This window comes from Pedobacter borealis DSM 19626, assembly GCF_000708285.2.
Taxonomy (GTDB): domain Bacteria; phylum Bacteroidota; class Bacteroidia; order Sphingobacteriales; family Sphingobacteriaceae; genus Pedobacter; species Pedobacter borealis.
In genome coordinates this window covers 53,392-69,352 of record NZ_JAUG01000014.1, presented here as the reverse complement: position 1 = coordinate 69,352, position 15,961 = coordinate 53,392, and the positions used below count along the sequence as shown (strand labels likewise).

The window sequence follows — 15,961 nt, the reverse complement described above, 5'->3', positions numbered from 1 at the left end:
AAATAAGATATAATTTTTAGCAAATAATTATCGAACTCAGGTTAATAATGTTTTTACTAATGTAAGTCCCAGGCCTTTTGATGCGCCTGTTACAAACCATACTTTCTGATTTTCCATAATGTTTTTGTCTATTGAATTAATTTTCGTCGAAATCTGTTGAAATTGTAATGGCTTTCCAGTCTCTAAATTCCTTCTGTAGTGATTCTACCTTGTTGTTTGCTCTTTGAAAAGCGTCGTTCCCTAAAAGTAAATGAAGGGGTGGATTAGGCATACTTGCCAATGAGATCATTGCAGCAGCAGCTTTCTCGGGGTCGCCGATCTGCTGACCGTCCATTTTTAGGTATTTGCTGTGTATTGCCCGCACTTCTTCGTATTCGGCAATTGGATTGGTAGCCAAAATCAGCGAATCAGTAGTTAAAAAACTGGTTCTGAATGCGCCGGGAGCCACAACAGTTACTTTTATGCCAAATTTTTTTAGGTCTTCTGCCGATACTTCTGACAATGCAATCACAGCCGATTTTGCCGCTGCATATACTGCCCAGCCTGTTGCGCCTGCAATACCTGCGATTGATGCAATGTTGATGATATGTCCGGCTCGTTGTGCCCTTAAATAAGGTGAAGCTTTTCTGATGACATTGAGTGTTCCGAAAACGTTAACATCAAAACTGTTGCGTGTTTCTGCATCGCTAAGCTCTTCAATACTGCCTCCGATTCCGTAACCTGCATTATTGATGACTACATCGATTTTTTCGAATTTTGTAATAGTCGCCTTTATCGCATCCTCGACGCTTTGTTCATCGGCCAGGTTAACGGCTAGAGGAAGGAATTTTCCGCTATCATTATTTACTGCTTTTTTAAGTTCACTGATATTTCTTGATGTGGCCACTACATGTTGGCCCGCATTTAGCAACTGATGAACCAAACTTAATCCTAAGCCCTTTGAAGCTCCGGTAATAAACCAAACTTTTTTCTTGCCCATAGTTTTATCCTTTTTGTTATGACAAAATTACAGTGAAGATGAATCCGCTTTATTACGTTAATCAAACTGATGATTACGAAATTCAAACAATTCGATAAGAAGTAGGGGTATGGTTGGTCAGTTTTTTGAAAAAGTTGTTGAAGTGGGTGGGTTCTTCAAATCCCAGGCAATAGCCTATTTCTGATATATTCCAGTCGGTATGTTTCAGTAAAGCTTTAGCCTCACTTAATAAACGTTCTGTAATATAATGTGTAGTGGTTTTGCCTGTGGTTTCTTTTATCGCACGGTTTAAGTGGTTTACATGTACCGAAAGTTGCGAAGCGTAATCTTTAGCTGAGCGCATGGTAAACCTTTGCGTAGTAGTTTCGATAGGAAACTGACGTTCTAGTAGCTCGGTAAAAACAGAAGTAATCCTGGTATTGGCGTCAGTATGTTTGAATAAATTTTCTGATGGCTCCGTTTTTAACGCAAAATGTGTGATTTCTGTAATGTAATTGCGGAGCAGATCATATTTATAGATGTAATCGGTATTAATTTCCTCAAACATTTTATCGAAAATGCTTTCTATTTGAGCATCTTGTTTTTCATTTAAAATATACGCCGGTTTCCCGCCAGGTACAAACATGGGTAAATCACCAATGTTTCCGCGGATCTTTTCGGTAAAAAAAGCTTCTGTAAAAATACAAAAATAGCCTGTCACCTCGCTTTGTTTACCACTGGCCAATTCCCATGTATAAGGTACAAGTGGGTTAAAGAAGATTAAAGCGGTGCCATTAATCTCGATGCTTTTATCTGCATAGTGATAAACATTATGTCCGCGGGTAAGACAGATTTTATAATAATCCCTGCGGTTATAACTCATCGGCTTATGATCATCCCTTAAACAATCTTCCAGCTTAAAAACGTTAAAATGACCTACACCATTCTGTAGGTTATCGGGCAGGAACTTGAATTTGTTCTGGTAAAAATCTTCAATGGTCTCTGGCTTGTTCATAAGTCAAAGTTACAAAATTCAAACTTAAAATAAATTGGCGCAATTGATGAAAGCTAGGACTGTATTTAAAAAGGAGATTTCGATGATAAAAATATTTGCATTAAATATACCGATTGGTATATATTTGCATCATCAATTTAAAAGAACATGACCAAGGCAGAAAAAACAAGAAATTTCATTGTAGAGAAAACCGCACCTATTTTTAATATGAAAGGTTATGCAGGCACTTCTTTAAATGATATTACTGCTGCCACCGGTTTAACCAAGGGCAGTATTTACGGTAACTTCGCCAATAAGGATGAAGTGGCCCTGGTGGCTTTTGATTATAACCTGAAAAATGTTTCATCAAAGATAGATGCCGACATGAACAAACAGGTCAGCGTAAAGGATAAGCTTTTGGTATACATCAATATTTACCAGAAATTTATCGATGGTTCTGTATCAGAAGGAGGTTGCCCTGTTTTAAATACTGCGGTTGACGCTGATGATACCCATCCCGAATTGCGGGAAAAAGTTTTGAAAGCAGTTTTAGGCTGGAAAAATAAAATTGCTAAACTGGTTGAATCAGGTATTTCTACTAAAGAAATCAATGCAGATCACAATCCAGAACAGGTTGCATTAACAATTATTGCTATAATAGAAGGTGGCATTATGATTTCGAGGTTGACTGCAAAACCTGCACACTGGAATTTAATTATGGATTCGTTAAAAAAATATATCAATAGCCTCGGCTAAAAATTTTTAAACTAAAATATACCGATTGGTATTTTACTATGAAAAGAGCCAGAATAATAACTTGGGAAGACCCAATGAAAGGAGCGAAGGAAGCTATGCAGATGGATGGTGTTGATTATCTGCAGGCCATGAGCGATCATAAATTTCCGCTGCCGCCATTATTACATACCTTGGATTTTAGTGTAAGCCTGATCGAAAAGGGCAATGTGGTTTTCGAATTTACACCTCAAGAGTTTCATTACAACCCAATTGGCACTGTGCATGGCGGGGTAATCACTGCTATTTTAGATTCTGCTATGGGCTGTTCGGTCCATTCGCTTTTACCTGCGGGAAAAGGATATACCACTTTAGAGCTGAAGATAAATTTCCTGAAAGCTGTTACCATTCAAACCGGGAAACTAAAAACCGTAGGGAAGGTGATCAACCTTGGTGGATGTACTGCCTTGGTAGAAGCGCAATTAATTGATGAAAATAATAGCGTTTATGCTCACGCGGTGAGCACTTGTTTAATCTTAAAATTTTAAAAAAAATATAAAATGAAAACTTCACAAAATACCGTTTTATTGATCGGGGGAACAGCTGGTATCGGTTTAGAAATTGCAAAACAGTTAACTGCTTTAGATAATCATGTAATTATTACTGGTAGAAACCAGGAACGACTAGATGCAGCTGCTGCATCATTACAAAATGTAACCACCATTCTTTCTGATGTAAGCAAGGCTGAGGATGTAGATCAATTGGTAGCCCGCATCAAAGTTGATTTCCCTCAATTAAATATCGTGATCAATAATGCAGGAAGAGCAATCCTGTACAATTTAGCTGACCCCAATGAAGATGCTTTTGCGAATGCAGAAGATGAAATGTTGACCAATTATTTATCAATTATCAGGATTAATCAAAAATTGCTGCCTGTTTTAAAGGCACAAAGTGAGTCGGCTATCGTAAACGTTTCATCTATTGTGGCTTATGTTCCCGGAGTTACTTTGCCAACTTACGCGGCTAGTAAAGCAGCATTACATTCTTACAGCACTTCGTTAAGATTGAGTTTAGAAGAAACATCTGTTAAGGTTTTCGAATTGATGCCGCCACTGGTGGATACCGAATTCTCAAAAGAAATTGGCGGTCATAACGGCATTAAACCATCTGTTGTTGCGGATAATCTGTTGGCTGCTTTAGCCAATGATGAGTTTGAAATCAGGGTAGGCGATACTGCAAAGATTTATGAGTTGTTCAGACAATCGCCGGTTGATGCTTTAAATGTGATGAATGCAAATAGAAAAGCCTGGATCGATTCTGTTCAAAATTAATCAGATAACTGGAATGAAAAAGAAGGTAGCTTTTGCATCTATTATGGCGGTTTTCACTACAGGAATAGTTACTTTCGCAGCAATAAGTGTAAATCTTGGATTTACATCGACCTTTATCACAGTTTGGTTGAAATCATGGGGCATTTCTTATATCGTAGCCATTCCTGCTATATTAATTATTGCTCCAAGGGTACAATCGTTGGTCGATTATTTATTCAAGAATATTGACTAAAAATTATTAAAATGAAAAGAGTAGTAGTAACAGGTTTAGGTGCTATAACACCACTTGGTAATACCGTTGAGCAATTCTGGCAACAGATATTGGCCGGAAAAAGTGGCATCGGTCCCATTACAAAATTTGATGCCAGTAAATTCAAAACCCGTTTTGCGGGCGAGGTAAAGGATTTTAATCCTGAAGAATACCTGGAGAAGAAAGAAATTAAAAAGTACGACCTTTTTACCCAATATGCAATCGGATCGAGCGATCAGGCGATAAAGGATGCAGGATTAGATTTTACTGCAATGACCGATGATCAATTGGCTGAAGTTGGCGTAATCTGGGCAACCGGAAATGGTGGGATCGGTACTTTTGAAGCGCAGCTGGAAGAATTTCATGCAGGTGATGGGACACCAAGGTTTAATCCTTATTTCATTCCGAAAATGATTGTCGATATTGCCGCAGGAGCAATTTCCATCCGTCATAAATTGCGTGGACCAAATTATTGTACCGTATCTGCCTGTGCATCATCTAATACTGCCATTATCAATGCTTTCGATACCATTCGTTTAGGAAAAGCAAGTGTAATGATTGCCGGTGGTTCTGAAGCTGCGTTAACCAAGTCATCTGTAGGTGGCTTTAATGCCGCTCAGGCTTTATCTAAAAATAACGAGGATCCACAAGGGGCTTCTAAACCCTTTGATGCCGATAGAGATGGTTTTGTGATGAGTGAAGGTGCAGGCGCATTGGTTTTAGAAGATCTGGATCATGCTTTAGCACGTGGTGCCCACATTTATGCCGAAATTATTGGTGGTGGAATGGCCGCTGATGCATATCACCTAACCGGAACGCCTCCTGATGGGATTGGTGCGGCTTTGGGTATGACAAAAGCTTTAAAAGATGCAGGAATTACTGCTGATAAAATCGATTATATTAATGCACACGCCACTTCAACTGGATTGGGCGATTTAAGTGAATTACAGGCAATTAATACTGTATTTAAAGGTTTGCCAGTCGTAATTGGTGCAACTAAATCGATGACGGGTCATTTACTTGGTGCTGCCGGAGCGGTAGAAAGTGTAATCAGTGTTTTATCGATCAGAGATAATGTGGTGCCGCCTACTATTAATACCAAAAATCTGGACGAAAACATTCCAAAAGGATTGAATTTTGTGTTAGGAGAAAGTATTAAAAAGGAAATCAATTATGTTTTAAATAACACTTTTGGTTTCGGTGGACATACCGCGAGCACGATTTTTAAAAAGTATGAAGCTTAATCAGGTTTTATAGATTACATTATAATGTGCCTGGTTAATCGCCGGGCACTTTTTTATTTTAGATTTGTTGTGAACCGGTGCGTCATTCCCAACTTGATTGGGAATCGTAATGCAATAAGCTTTAAGATTCCCACCTGCGTGGGAATGACGATCGCTTAAAAATGCTTACTAGTCTTAGCGTTTCGCTAAGACACTCGTTTTTTGCCACGGAGACACAGAGGCACGGAAAATTTAATTTGCAAGAATCTTCGACTACGCTCAGACCGACAATCACTTTGGGTTATGCCAATGGGTTAGAAACCAATGCCTAATGAACAAATGAACCCATTACTTATCCATCAATAAATTAACGAGCTCTTTCAATTCTTCAATTTCCAGTTCTAGTTTCTCTATTCTGCTTTCCAGTTCTGTAGAATCAAATTGCGGGGCGCTTATTGTTTCGGTTTCAGGTTCTGAAGTGGTTTCGGCCTGTTCGCCTAAAAGATGAACAAAACGGGCTTCTTTTTGTCCAGCTTTTTTTGCCAGTTGTTTTACAAATGCTGGTTCTTCATCTGATAGTTTCTGAAGCTGTTCTAAGACTTCTTCTATGCTTTCAAATTCATACAATCTTCCCGAATTGCTATTGATTTCACCAGGCGTTAGTGGTCCGCGTAAAAGCAATAAACAAATAATGGCCAACTCCGAAGGCAATAAAGGATAAACAATAGCCAGATTATGTTTGTATTTAGTTGCGCGGCTTGATCCTCCTGTGGCAGTGGAGATTAAACCTTTTATTTTAAGTTGATTTAGTGTTAAAGTTATGGTTTCTTCATCGTAATTTACCACTGGATTTCTTGAGCTTTTCTGGTTGCAGGCAGCAGTTAAACTGTTCAAAGTCATTGGGTAATAATCGGGCGTGGTGCGGCTTTTTTCTATTAATGCGCCTAAAACACGTTGTTCTTCTGCTGATAAATCGGGTAGTGGTTTTACGTTGTCCATGTTATAAAAGTATAAATTGGTTGAACATTTTGGAAATTATTTTGTTAATGTTTTATTTCTAATGAGTTATATAAAAATACTAATGATAGAATAATTCTAAATTTCCGAATTGCTACATTCTGAACTTTAGAATAGCGAACTTAGGAGTACATCCCAATATCTAAACATCCAATTATGAAATCTTCCGATCAGAAACCAAATTAGGGTGATAGCAGGCGCGATTTCCTCAAAAAAAAGTTCGGTAATTACAGCCATTGCACTAACGCCTGGCGTTGCGGTTAAAGTAGCAGAAAGTAATGCCGATGAATGTTTCGCTCAACTTTTCGAGAAAATCCCAGTAAAACTTACAGTAAATAATAAAGCATATCAAACTACGGTTGAGCCCAGGGTAACGCTTTTAGATTATTTGCGTGAAGAATTACACCTAACGGGGACTAAAAAAGGATGCGACCATGGCCAGTGTGGTGCTTGCACCGTTCATGTTGATGGACAAAGGATAAATTTCTGTCTGAGTTTAGCCGTGATGAATGAGGGAAAGAAAATCACTACGATTGAAGGTTTGGCCAACGGCGAAACTTTACATCCTATGCAGGCTGCATTTATCAAACATGATGGTTTTCAATGTGGTTACTGCACGCCTGGTCAGATTATGTCGGCAGTGGCCTGTGTACGCGAAGGGCATACGGGTTCGAGAGCAGAAATAAGCGAATATATGAGTGGAAATATCTGTAGATGTGTTGCTTATCTTAATATAGTTGATGCAATTATTGAGGTTGAGGAAGGGGGTGAAACGGTATGATCAATTTTCAATATTTAAGAACAACCACGGCAAAATCAGCAATTGCCTTATTGGTAAAAGATAAAAATGCCAAATTCCTGGCCGGTGGTACTAGTCAGGGCGGTTCGGCTACATTATCTACAGTAGGTTCGGCGGTGAATGATGTTTGTGTGGCATTAAAATCTGCGATTGCGGAACTGGCTGCAAATTCGAATATGGATGCAACGGCTAATTTTGTTGATGTTTTAAAAAAGAATAATCTTCCGCAAATAGAAGTAACCAAAGAAAGTCAAGGCGGAAAGGAAAGGGATAATTACTCCATGTATTCGTTCTCCATTCACTTTGTGCAGGTAAAGGTTCATGCGCTTACAGGCGTAGTAAAAGTGAGTAAAATCGTTTCTGTAGGCGATTCCGGTACCATTGTAAGTCCAAAAACGGCCCGAAGCCAGATGCTAGGCGGTGCTGTTGGCGGTATTGGCATGGCTTTAACCGAAGAATCGGTTATCGACCACCGTTATGGAAGATACATCAATAATAATTTTGCCGATTACCATGTTCCGGTAAATGCCGACGCACCAGAAATTGATGTGAATTTTATCAATAAACCTGATCCTCATATCAATCCAATGGGTGCAAAAGGAATGGGTGAAATTGCATTGATCGGTTTTTCTGCTGCTGTAGCCAATGCTGTTTTTAATGCTACTGGAAAGAGGATCAGGACATTGCCGATAACGCCGGATAAGATATTGACTTAGTTAAGTTGTCTTTTAGTTTAATTCCAAACGCGGTTTGTCATCCTGAGCGTAGTCGAAGGATCTTTACTTAGATAGATAACTGAACTTGATTTGGAATTACGAAGTGCTAATCGAAGATAATCTTATTGCTTTGGATTTACGTGCTTTGTAATGACAATCATTCAAATAAACAAAAAATGCGTCCAGATTTTACATTGGGACGCATTTTTTGTTTATTTATCTTGTTAAGGGTAACAGTTTGAAGATTCTTCGCTTTCGCTCAGAATGACAGAAAATTATTTAGCAACTGCCTTACCCGAGTAGGTTGCCGCTAGCTTTAATGCATTGTAAGTGTTAACAATTCCGCCACTGATACAAAGATCAGAGAATGGGATAGAAACTTTTTCTGCACCAGGTTCTTCGCCTTTAGCATACTGTACGTTATGGTTAACTTTGGTAACCGATTTAACGATGATTTCTTTTACCTGTGCCGCAGTTAATTTAGGATAATAAGAACGGATTAATCCTGCTAAGCCAGCCACAACAGGAGAGGCCATACTGGTTCCATCTAAATTTTTGTATTTAGAACCCGGTACAGTAGAATAAATCTGAACGCCTGGAGCAAAAACATCTACCTGGGTTTTGCCGAAATTAGAGAAACTAGCTTTTAGTGTTTCATCATCTTTAGGGCCTGAAGCACCAACGGTAATCCACGATGCAATAGTTTTCTCATCTAAATCTTTGTGGTTTGGGAAATTATTTTCTACATCGATATTTTTGTTTTCGTTACCCGCTGCCTGAACGATCAATACATCTTTAGATACCGCATATTTCATAGCCTCATTAACGATGGCTTTGTCCCAGCTATAAGGCTTGCCAAAACTCATATTGATTACTTTTGCACCGTTATCAACAGCGTAACGAATAGCATTAGCAACATCTTTATCTCTTTCATCACCATTTGGTGTACAACGAACACCCATAATGGCAACGTTATCCGCTACACCTAAAATACCAAGTTTGTTGGTTCTATCAGCCGCAATGATACCAGCTACGTGTGTACCGTGCATCGCATCAGGACCTGCTACGTCGTTATTGCCATAAAATTTCTCCTTAACATTGTTCGGGTCATCGCCAACTATTGCACGTGGATCGTAATCAAGGTTTAAATTGTAATTGGCCTGACGTGTATAGTAATCCAGTCCTTCCACAATCTGATCTTCGTAAAAATCTTTGAAGCTGCCTTTTTCTAATTGCTGGCTCAGTATATTTTGGATCCTGCCTTCAACCTCTGTAGAAGGTTTGAAGTTTTTAAAATCTTCTACGGTTGGGTTTTCTTTGCCGATTTTCTTTACTACAGCATCTAAAGCTGTTTTAAAACCGGTAATACCTGCTAGATTTTCCCTTGCTTCTGCCAATTGTTTTTCTAAATCGGCTCTTTCTGCTTTAAAAACTTCGAAATCCTTTTTATCTTTTTCCGCTACATTTGCATCAGTGGTATTGGCAAAACGGGTCTGATCGCGACGAACCAAACGGGTCAATTCTAAAGTTTCGAAGTTTACAGATTCTTTAGGACCGCCAATAAAGTTCCAGCCATTTATATCGTCGATATAACCATTCTTATCATCGTCCTTGCCATTGCCTGCTATCTCCTTGGTATTTACCCACATAATTCGTTTTAAGTCTTCATGGGTTGCTTCTACGCCACCATCATTAACCGCTACGATAACTTTAACAGACTTTTTACCTTTTAAAAGTTCCTTATATGCTTTTTCGGTACTGATTCCGAAGGTACTATCACTTTTAAGATCAAGATTTTGCCAATTGGCTTTTTGTGCACTGGCTAAAGTTGGTACTGCACTCACAAGCGCAACACTTAACAGCGCGCTGAAAATTCTACTCTTATTCATTTATGTATTTTTGTATTAAACGGCGAAAGTTAATTTTAATTTTTTTATTGGAAGAAATTGTATTAAAAATGATGTTTTTCACACATTTTAGTAACGAAAAAAATCCTGAAATTCATTATTCAGGATTTTGATCTTTAAAGCAAAATTTGCCGCTGTTTATTTCATGTTGGTAACAATTTTTTTAGCCATTTCATCATGAGATTCGATTACACTTAAAGTGTTGCCAGCCCAGCTTTTAATTGCCTGGTCGCGGTTTTGCATCCCCAGTTTAAATAATGCAACAGTTTTTTCATGATCGGTAACCATCATAACCATATAATGTTTATCAAAAGCTGTACCCGTCATTTTCTTCATTTCATCTAAATGAATCTGGTCATCGGCCGGCAATGCATCTGGGGTGATTACTTTTTTGTTGACAGCCAAAGCTTTCAACTCTGTATTGGCTTTTGTGTGATCAGTCAACATTTTAGCGGCGAAATCTTTCACCTCAGCACTTTTTGCATTTTTCTGCGCAATCTTAGCGGCTTCAACTTCCATGATACCTCCGATTGCTGCTTTTCTTAAAAAAGTTGCACCCGCTTCATCAACACCCGATTCTGTACTTTCGGCTCCTGTTGCATGGTTGCCATTTACCATATTGGTGTCGCCAGCAACACTGTCTTTTGTGGTTGCCGATTTCTTATCTGCAGTTTGACAAGCCTGAAATGAAAGCACGAGGGCAAAAGCAGTGGATAATAAAAATATCTTTTTCATGTTTTCTCTATGTTTTGATGTGTATGAAAAACAAGAGAGTTGAAAAAAGGTTTTATATCTATTCTGATGCCTTACTGTATGCGTTTTGAATAACGATGCCCATTTGGCTTTCTGGATTTTTAATTGGCGAAAAACCGAATTTTTCATATAAGCCATGTGCATCTAAAGTAGCCAATTGGTAACGCCTAAAGCCCTGTAAATCTGGGTGGAAGATCATAAACGACATCAGTTTTTTTGATAAGCCCAAACCACGGTAACTTTCTTTAACGTACACATCGCAAAGCCATGCAAAAGTAGCTTTATCGGTTACCCAACGGGCAAAACCTACTTGTTCTGTTCCTTTGTAAATGCCAAAACAAAGTGAGTTTTCAATAGAACGTTTTACGGTATCTAAAGGGATGCCTTTTGCCCAATAAGATTCTACACTTAAATAATGATGTATGGCTTCGGGATCTAAAAGCTCTTTTTTATCGGAAAATATAAAACCGTTTTCGCTGATTTCCATGAGTTGAATGGTTAATCGGTTAATTTTTTAAATTGGTTAATTGTCGTAATACGGCGGTACAGTTAACCGATTAACCAGTTTAAACAATTAAGCTTTCTAATTGCGCATATTAATAAACTGTAGCGGCTGACCAAAATCTTCATTTCTACAAAGATTCATCACAGCTTGCAGATCATCGATTTTTTTTGCGGTTACCCTAACCTGATCGTCCATAATGGCAGGCTGAACTTTTAATCCACTGGCTTTGATCTTTGCCACAACCTTTTTTGCTGCTTCCTTATCTAATCCTTCTTTAATACTGATTTCTTTTCTGATCATGTTGCCGGAGGCCTGATGCTCATCGCCAAAATCTAAACTTTTCGGATCTAAATTCTGCTTCATCATCCGCGAGATAATGGAACCTTCGATTGCTTTTAATCGCATATCATCTTCGGTAACAATGGTTACTACGTTTGTTTTTTTATCCAGATCGATGGTGCTTTTCGATCCGTTAAAGTCGAATCGGTTAAGGATTTCTTTTTTAGCATTGTTAATTGCGTTGTCCAATGTTTGCGCATCAACTTTACTTACAATATCAAAAGAAGGCATGGTTTTAGCTTTAAAGTAAAAAAATAAGTAGATTTAATAGAAATTAATCCATCCTCACAAAAAAACGAAAAATAATATGAAAACCACTAAACCGAAGTCTCAAAAAAAGATCACCAAAAAAGAAGTGAAGAAACAATTGGAGCAGTCGATTACGGATAAGTTCTTAGATGTGATCAAAAGTTTAGGTCATGATGTATCGGAAATTAGTACGGAGGTAGGGAAAGCGAGTAAGCGTGTGGCTAAAAAATTAACTAAGAAGTTCACCATCGTAAAGGCAGATGTGGGACAGAAAATTGATGATTTGTTACATGCATCAAAAGAGAAAGCAAAAGCAGCGAAGAAACCAGTTGCCAAAGCTGTAAGTAAATCTGAAAAAACGGCTCAGAAAGTTGTTAAAAAAGCAGTTGCAAAGGCTAAACCAGTAGTACAAAGCATTAAGGTTGTGGCAATAGAAACAGAAGAAAAAGCAGAAAAAGTATTGGCAAAACCAGTTATAAAAGCAAAAGAAGCAGTAAAAGATGCCAGAACAGTTGCCAAAAAAGCGACAAGTACCGCAAGTAAAGCACCTGCAAAAGCTGCTACGGCAGTTAAAAAAGTAACAGTGCCAGCCGCTACTCCTGCAAAAGCAGCAACAGTTGTTAAAAAAACGGTTGCTAAAGCTGCAACGCCGGTTAATAAAGAGACGAAAACACCTACTAAAAAATAAATTTGTTAACGTTAACGTGTAAATGAATTAACATCGATTTAACAAATTAATGTGCAGTTTTGAGCATCCCTGTTTTGGCAGGGATTTTTTATTTTTTTAAATGAGCAATAAGAAGATTCCTTTTTTAAACCGCGAAATCAGTTGGCTTTACTTTAACGAACGTGTTCTGCAAGAAGCTGCAGATGAAACGGTTCCGCTGATTGAACGGATTAAATTTCTATCTATATTTTCTTCAAATTTAGAGGAATTTTACCGTGTGCGAGTGGCCACCATGACCCGGCTAACCAATCTGAACGATAAGGCTAAAGCACTTTTGGGATTTAATCCAAAGAAAATTCTGAATGAGATTAAAAACATTGTTGTAAAACAAGAAAGAAAATTCGACCAGCTTTTTCAGGCTACCCTGATAAACGAACTTGCTCAAAACAGGATTTTTATCTTAAACGATACTCAACTGAATGTAAGTAGAGGCGAATTTGTTAAAAATCATTTCAGGGATAAGATTTTATCTAATCTGGTTCCCATTATGCTGGATATGGATAAACCTTTTCCAGAACTGAAAGACCGGTACCTTTACTTTTTTGTTAAACTTTCGAAAAAGGATACAAAAATTAAAGAGAAATATGCACTCATTGAAATTCCGCCTAATTTGCCGCGGTTTTTGGTACTGCCCGAAACAAACGATTTAAAATTTATTATTCTTGCCGAAGACATTATCAGGTATTGTTTAGATGATATTTTTTATGTTTTTACTTACGATAATTTAGAGGCTTATTCGATCCAGCTAACACGGGATGCCGAATTAGATATTGATAAAAACATTAGTGATAAATTCATCGAAGATTTAAAAAGCAGTTTAGAAAAACGCAAAAAAGGGAAACCAATGCGTTTGCTTTATGATTCGGCGATGCCTTTAAATATGCTTACTGTACTGGTGAATAAACTTAAGCTTGAGGCCGAAAGCTTAATTCCGGGTAATCGTTACCATAAGTTTGGAGATTTTATTTCCTTCCCAAATGTTGGTAAAAAGGAATTGGAATATGCGCCGAATGTGCCACTAAAGGTTCACGATTTGCACAGAACCCAAAGTATGTTTAATAAAGTTGCCCAGCGCGATTATTTGGTGAATTTACCCTACCAATCGTATGACTATATTATTTTGTTCTTGCGTGAAGCTGCAATTGATCCAAAAGTAACCGAAATACAGATTACTTTATACCGGTTAGCCGAAAACTCAAAAGTAATCAATGCATTAATCAACGCTGCTAAAAATGGTAAAGCAGTTTCTGTTTTATTAGAACTTAAAGCCCGTTTTGATGAACAGGCTAATATTTACTGGACCAGCCGCTTAATGGAGGAGGGTGTTAAGGTAAATTACGGTTTAACCGACTACAAAGTGCACTCTAAAATTTGTTTGGTTAAACGGATTGAAAAAGATAAGCCAGTTTACTACGCAAATTTAGCAACAGGAAACTTTAATGAGAAAACCGCAGGTTTATACTGCGACCATAGTATTTTCACCTCAAAGAAAGAGATTACCAACGATCTGGTAAAACTTTTTGATGCGTTGAGCAAACGTACCGTAACGAAGGGATTTAAACACCTGATTGTTTCGCCATTGGAGAGCCGATCGAAACTGGTCAATTTTATTAACCGTGAAATCAGGAATGCTAAACAGGGTAAACTTGCTTACATCATGTTAAAGGTAAATAGCCTAGCAGATGAAGGGATTATTGCCAAACTTTACGATGCGAGCAATGCTGGGGTTAAAGTTCAGCTGATTATCCGTGGTATCTGCTGTCTGGTACCTGGAGTAAAGGGTTTTAGTGAAAATATTACCGCCATTAGTATTATCGATAAGTTTTTGGAGCATGCCAGGGTTTATATTTTTGGTAATAACGGTAAAAACGATATGTATTTATCATCTGCAGATTTAATGAGCAGGAATTTCGAACACCGCGTAGAGGTAGGATTCCCGGTTTTAGATCATGATGTGAAACAGGAGATACAGGATATTATCGATCTGCAACTGCAGGATAATACCAAATCGAGGCAGATCAATGCTTTGAATAATAATAAATACCATAAAAACAGATTAAGTAAAAAGATAAGGGCGCAGGTAGACATCTACAACTATTTAAAAACAAAGCATCAATCATAATGTTAAGATACGCAGCTATAGATATCGGTTCGAATGCGGTGAGGTTACTCATTGCTGATATTAGCAAACAAGACGGAAAATATAAGTACAAAAAGAACACTCTTATACGCGTGCCGCTCCGGTTGGGAGATGATGCATTCTTAGATCAATATATTTCGGAAAAAAAATCTGCAGATCTGGTAAAAACCATGACTGCTTTTAAAAATCTGATGGATGTTTATCATGTTTCGGAATATTTAGCTTGTGCAACATCTGCCATGCGTGAGGCCCGCAATGGAGAAGATATTGTTAAGCTGATTAAAAAGGAAGCAGACGTTACTTTAGAGATTATTGAGGGGCAGCGGGAAGCAAATATTATTTACGCTAACCATATTGAAGAAGAGTTAGACGAAAATAAAAATTACCTATATATTGATGTGGGTGGAGGTAGTACCGAACTGTCAGTTTTTGTAAAAGGTGCTCCAGAGGCATCAAGATCCTTCAATATTGGTACAATCAGGATGCTCGATAACCAGGATAAGGAAGAAACCTGGGATGAAATGAAAGATTGGGTAAAAGAGCATACAAAAGCCTATAAACATTTGGCAGGTATTGGTACCGGTGGTAACATCAATAAATTGTTCCGCATGTCGGATGAGAAGGAAAACGCGCCTTTATCGTTGCAGAAGCTAAATTCGATGTATAATAAATTAACCAGTTATTCATTGAAAGAAAGAATTAATACGCTGGGCTTAAACCCCGACCGTGCAGACGTAATTATCCCGGCTTGTGAAATTTACCTAACCTTAATGAAATGGACTGGTATAAAACAGATTTATGTACCTAAAGTGGGAATGGCCGATGGGATTATTAAGTTGTTGATTGAAGAGAAATTGGATTAAATTACGCTACTTGATCGTCATTTCGACCGAAGCGGAGAAATCTATCAAACAGATTTATATGTCGGATGGTAACATCCAACAACACCCCTAAGGATAATTCTACACGGATCGTCATCCTGAACTTGTTTCAGGATCTTTTAGCCTTGAAAATTACCACAACGTATTATAGACCCTGAAATAAATTCAGGGTGACGGATCTAGTTTAATCGACTTTGGTGTGGTGTCAGATGTTTCCATCTGGCACTAAAATTTATTTTTATTAAACTGTCGGATGGTAACATCCAACAGCACCCCTAAGGATAATTCTACACGGATCGTCATCCTGAACTTGTTTCAGGATCTTTTTAGCCAGGAAAATCATCACAAGAAAGACCCTGAAATGAATTACCTGCGGTGAGCTCGCTTAAGGCTCGGTTTACTGCGTAGCTTTCCGCTGCGCTACAGGTCAGGGTGACGTA

At 38.1% G+C, this 15,961-nt stretch carries 17 protein-coding genes; 10 read left to right on the top strand and 7 right to left on the bottom strand.

The annotated features are described in order from the left end of the window. Positions 1 to 136 precede the first annotated feature (136 nt). Positions 137 to 979: an SDR family NAD(P)-dependent oxidoreductase gene (locus tag AW17_RS06200; RefSeq protein WP_029275259.1), complete on the bottom strand. Its 843-nt coding sequence runs from the start codon at positions 977 to 979 to the stop codon at positions 137 to 139. 82 nt (positions 980 to 1,061) lie between these two features. After that, the gene (locus AW17_RS06195) at positions 1,062 to 1,973 is read right to left on the bottom strand and encodes a helix-turn-helix domain-containing protein (RefSeq protein ID WP_029275258.1); all 912 of its coding nucleotides are present in this window, start codon (positions 1,971 to 1,973) and stop codon (positions 1,062 to 1,064) included. Positions 1,974 to 2,120: 147 nt separating this feature from the next. Here AW17_RS06195 and AW17_RS06190 point away from each other — a divergent pair, with 147 nt between their 5' ends. Genes AW17_RS06190 through fabF form a run of 5 tightly spaced genes read left to right on the top strand, consistent with a single transcriptional unit; the run spans position 2,121 to position 5,509 of the window. After that, the gene (locus tag AW17_RS06190) at positions 2,121 to 2,708 is read left to right on the top strand and encodes a TetR/AcrR family transcriptional regulator (RefSeq protein WP_029275257.1); all 588 of its coding nucleotides are present in this window, start codon (positions 2,121 to 2,123) and stop codon (positions 2,706 to 2,708) included. A 38-nt stretch (positions 2,709 to 2,746) separates the two neighbouring features. Further along, on the top strand, positions 2,747 to 3,232 hold the full coding sequence (locus tag AW17_RS06185; protein ID WP_029275256.1) for a PaaI family thioesterase: 486 nt from the start codon (positions 2,747 to 2,749) through the stop codon (positions 3,230 to 3,232). Between the two features lie 12 nt (positions 3,233 to 3,244). Then, the gene (locus AW17_RS06180; protein WP_029275255.1) at positions 3,245 to 4,015 is read left to right on the top strand and encodes an SDR family oxidoreductase; all 771 of its coding nucleotides are present in this window, start codon (positions 3,245 to 3,247) and stop codon (positions 4,013 to 4,015) included. Between the two features lie 13 nt (positions 4,016 to 4,028). Further along, positions 4,029 to 4,247 (top strand): DUF2798 domain-containing protein, encoded by a 219-nt coding sequence (locus AW17_RS06175; RefSeq protein ID WP_029275254.1) that lies wholly within the window; start codon positions 4,029 to 4,031, stop codon positions 4,245 to 4,247. Between the two features lie 11 nt (positions 4,248 to 4,258). Beyond that, positions 4,259 to 5,509 (top strand): beta-ketoacyl-ACP synthase II, encoded by a 1,251-nt coding sequence (gene fabF / locus AW17_RS06170; RefSeq protein WP_029275253.1) that lies wholly within the window; start codon positions 4,259 to 4,261, stop codon positions 5,507 to 5,509. Positions 5,510 to 5,836: 327 nt separating this feature from the next. Here fabF and AW17_RS06165 read toward each other — a convergent pair whose 3' ends face one another. Continuing rightward, on the bottom strand, positions 5,837 to 6,487 hold the full coding sequence (locus AW17_RS06165) for a YceH family protein (protein ID WP_029275252.1): 651 nt from the start codon (positions 6,485 to 6,487) through the stop codon (positions 5,837 to 5,839). A gap of 205 nt (positions 6,488 to 6,692) precedes the next feature. On the opposite strand from AW17_RS06165, the gene AW17_RS06160 reads away from it, so the two are divergent. Both AW17_RS06160 and AW17_RS06155 read left to right on the top strand, forming a co-directional pair. Beyond that, positions 6,693 to 7,286 carry a (2Fe-2S)-binding protein gene (locus tag AW17_RS06160; RefSeq protein ID WP_245235013.1) on the top strand — a complete coding sequence of 198 codons (594 nt, stop codon included), beginning with the start codon at positions 6,693 to 6,695 and terminating at the stop codon, positions 7,284 to 7,286. Beyond that, the gene (locus AW17_RS06155; RefSeq protein ID WP_029275251.1) at positions 7,283 to 8,020 is read left to right on the top strand and encodes a molybdopterin cofactor-binding domain-containing protein; all 738 of its coding nucleotides are present in this window, start codon (positions 7,283 to 7,285) and stop codon (positions 8,018 to 8,020) included. Before AW17_RS06160 ends, AW17_RS06155 begins: the two co-directional genes overlap by 4 nt. Positions 8,021 to 8,295: 275 nt before the next feature. Here AW17_RS06155 and AW17_RS06150 read toward each other — a convergent pair whose 3' ends face one another. From AW17_RS06150 to AW17_RS06135, 4 genes are all read right to left on the bottom strand, one after another. Further along, a complete protein-coding gene (locus AW17_RS06150) occupies positions 8,296 to 9,909 on the bottom strand; it encodes a S8 family peptidase (protein WP_029275250.1) in 1,614 nt (537 codons plus the stop codon). A gap of 156 nt (positions 9,910 to 10,065) precedes the next feature. After that, positions 10,066 to 10,662 carry a DUF4142 domain-containing protein gene (locus tag AW17_RS06145; protein WP_029275249.1) on the bottom strand — a complete coding sequence of 199 codons (597 nt, stop codon included), beginning with the start codon at positions 10,660 to 10,662 and terminating at the stop codon, positions 10,066 to 10,068. Between the two features lie 58 nt (positions 10,663 to 10,720). Next, positions 10,721 to 11,167, bottom strand: a complete 447-nt coding sequence (locus tag AW17_RS06140; protein ID WP_029275248.1) for a GNAT family N-acetyltransferase — start codon at positions 11,165 to 11,167, stop codon at positions 10,721 to 10,723. A 96-nt stretch (positions 11,168 to 11,263) separates the two neighbouring features. Beyond that, positions 11,264 to 11,755, bottom strand: a complete 492-nt coding sequence (locus AW17_RS06135) for a YajQ family cyclic di-GMP-binding protein (protein ID WP_029275247.1) — start codon at positions 11,753 to 11,755, stop codon at positions 11,264 to 11,266. A gap of 76 nt (positions 11,756 to 11,831) precedes the next feature. On the opposite strand from AW17_RS06135, the gene AW17_RS06130 reads away from it, so the two are divergent. The 3 genes from AW17_RS06130 (at position 11,832) to AW17_RS06120 (ending at position 15,503) form a co-directional block, all read left to right on the top strand. Beyond that, positions 11,832 to 12,461, top strand: a complete 630-nt coding sequence (locus AW17_RS06130) for a hypothetical protein (protein WP_051691659.1) — start codon at positions 11,832 to 11,834, stop codon at positions 12,459 to 12,461. A gap of 100 nt (positions 12,462 to 12,561) precedes the next feature. Further along, positions 12,562 to 14,622 carry a polyphosphate kinase 1 gene (ppk1, locus tag AW17_RS06125; RefSeq protein ID WP_029275245.1) on the top strand — a complete coding sequence of 687 codons (2,061 nt, stop codon included), beginning with the start codon at positions 12,562 to 12,564 and terminating at the stop codon, positions 14,620 to 14,622. After that, positions 14,622 to 15,503, top strand: a complete 882-nt coding sequence (locus AW17_RS06120) for a Ppx/GppA phosphatase family protein (RefSeq protein WP_029275244.1) — start codon at positions 14,622 to 14,624, stop codon at positions 15,501 to 15,503. Before ppk1 ends, AW17_RS06120 begins: the two co-directional genes overlap by 1 nt. Positions 15,504 to 15,961: the final 458 nt, after the last annotated feature.

What these genes read in the sequence shown, in the direction of transcription:
- AW17_RS06150 (WP_029275250.1), bottom strand. Translation starts at nt 9,909, where the DNA reads ATGAATAAGAGTAGAATTTTCAGCGCGCTGTTAAGTGTTGCGCTTGTG.
- AW17_RS06145 (WP_029275249.1), bottom strand. Translation starts at nt 10,662, where the DNA reads ATGAAAAAGATATTTTTATTATCCACTGCTTTTGCCCTCGTGCTTTCA.
- ppk1 (WP_029275245.1), top strand. Translation starts at nt 12,562, where the DNA reads ATGAGCAATAAGAAGATTCCTTTTTTAAACCGCGAAATCAGTTGGCTT.
- AW17_RS06120 (WP_029275244.1), top strand. Translation starts at nt 14,622, where the DNA reads ATGTTAAGATACGCAGCTATAGATATCGGTTCGAATGCGGTGAGGTTA.
- AW17_RS06140 (WP_029275248.1), bottom strand. Translation starts at nt 11,167, where the DNA reads ATGGAAATCAGCGAAAACGGTTTTATATTTTCCGATAAAAAAGAGCTT.
- AW17_RS06190 (WP_029275257.1), top strand. Translation starts at nt 2,121, where the DNA reads ATGACCAAGGCAGAAAAAACAAGAAATTTCATTGTAGAGAAAACCGCA.
- AW17_RS06135 (WP_029275247.1), bottom strand. Translation starts at nt 11,755, where the DNA reads ATGCCTTCTTTTGATATTGTAAGTAAAGTTGATGCGCAAACATTGGAC.
- AW17_RS06200 (WP_029275259.1), bottom strand. Translation starts at nt 979, where the DNA reads ATGGGCAAGAAAAAAGTTTGGTTTATTACCGGAGCTTCAAAGGGCTTA.
- AW17_RS06180 (WP_029275255.1), top strand. Translation starts at nt 3,245, where the DNA reads ATGAAAACTTCACAAAATACCGTTTTATTGATCGGGGGAACAGCTGGT.
- AW17_RS06165 (WP_029275252.1), bottom strand. Translation starts at nt 6,487, where the DNA reads ATGGACAACGTAAAACCACTACCCGATTTATCAGCAGAAGAACAACGT.
- AW17_RS06175 (WP_029275254.1), top strand. Translation starts at nt 4,029, where the DNA reads ATGAAAAAGAAGGTAGCTTTTGCATCTATTATGGCGGTTTTCACTACA.
- AW17_RS06130 (WP_051691659.1), top strand. Translation starts at nt 11,832, where the DNA reads ATGAAAACCACTAAACCGAAGTCTCAAAAAAAGATCACCAAAAAAGAA.
- AW17_RS06185 (WP_029275256.1), top strand. Translation starts at nt 2,747, where the DNA reads ATGAAAAGAGCCAGAATAATAACTTGGGAAGACCCAATGAAAGGAGCG.
- AW17_RS06195 (WP_029275258.1), bottom strand. Translation starts at nt 1,973, where the DNA reads ATGAACAAGCCAGAGACCATTGAAGATTTTTACCAGAACAAATTCAAG.
- fabF (WP_029275253.1), top strand. Translation starts at nt 4,259, where the DNA reads ATGAAAAGAGTAGTAGTAACAGGTTTAGGTGCTATAACACCACTTGGT.
- AW17_RS06155 (WP_029275251.1), top strand. Translation starts at nt 7,283, where the DNA reads ATGATCAATTTTCAATATTTAAGAACAACCACGGCAAAATCAGCAATT.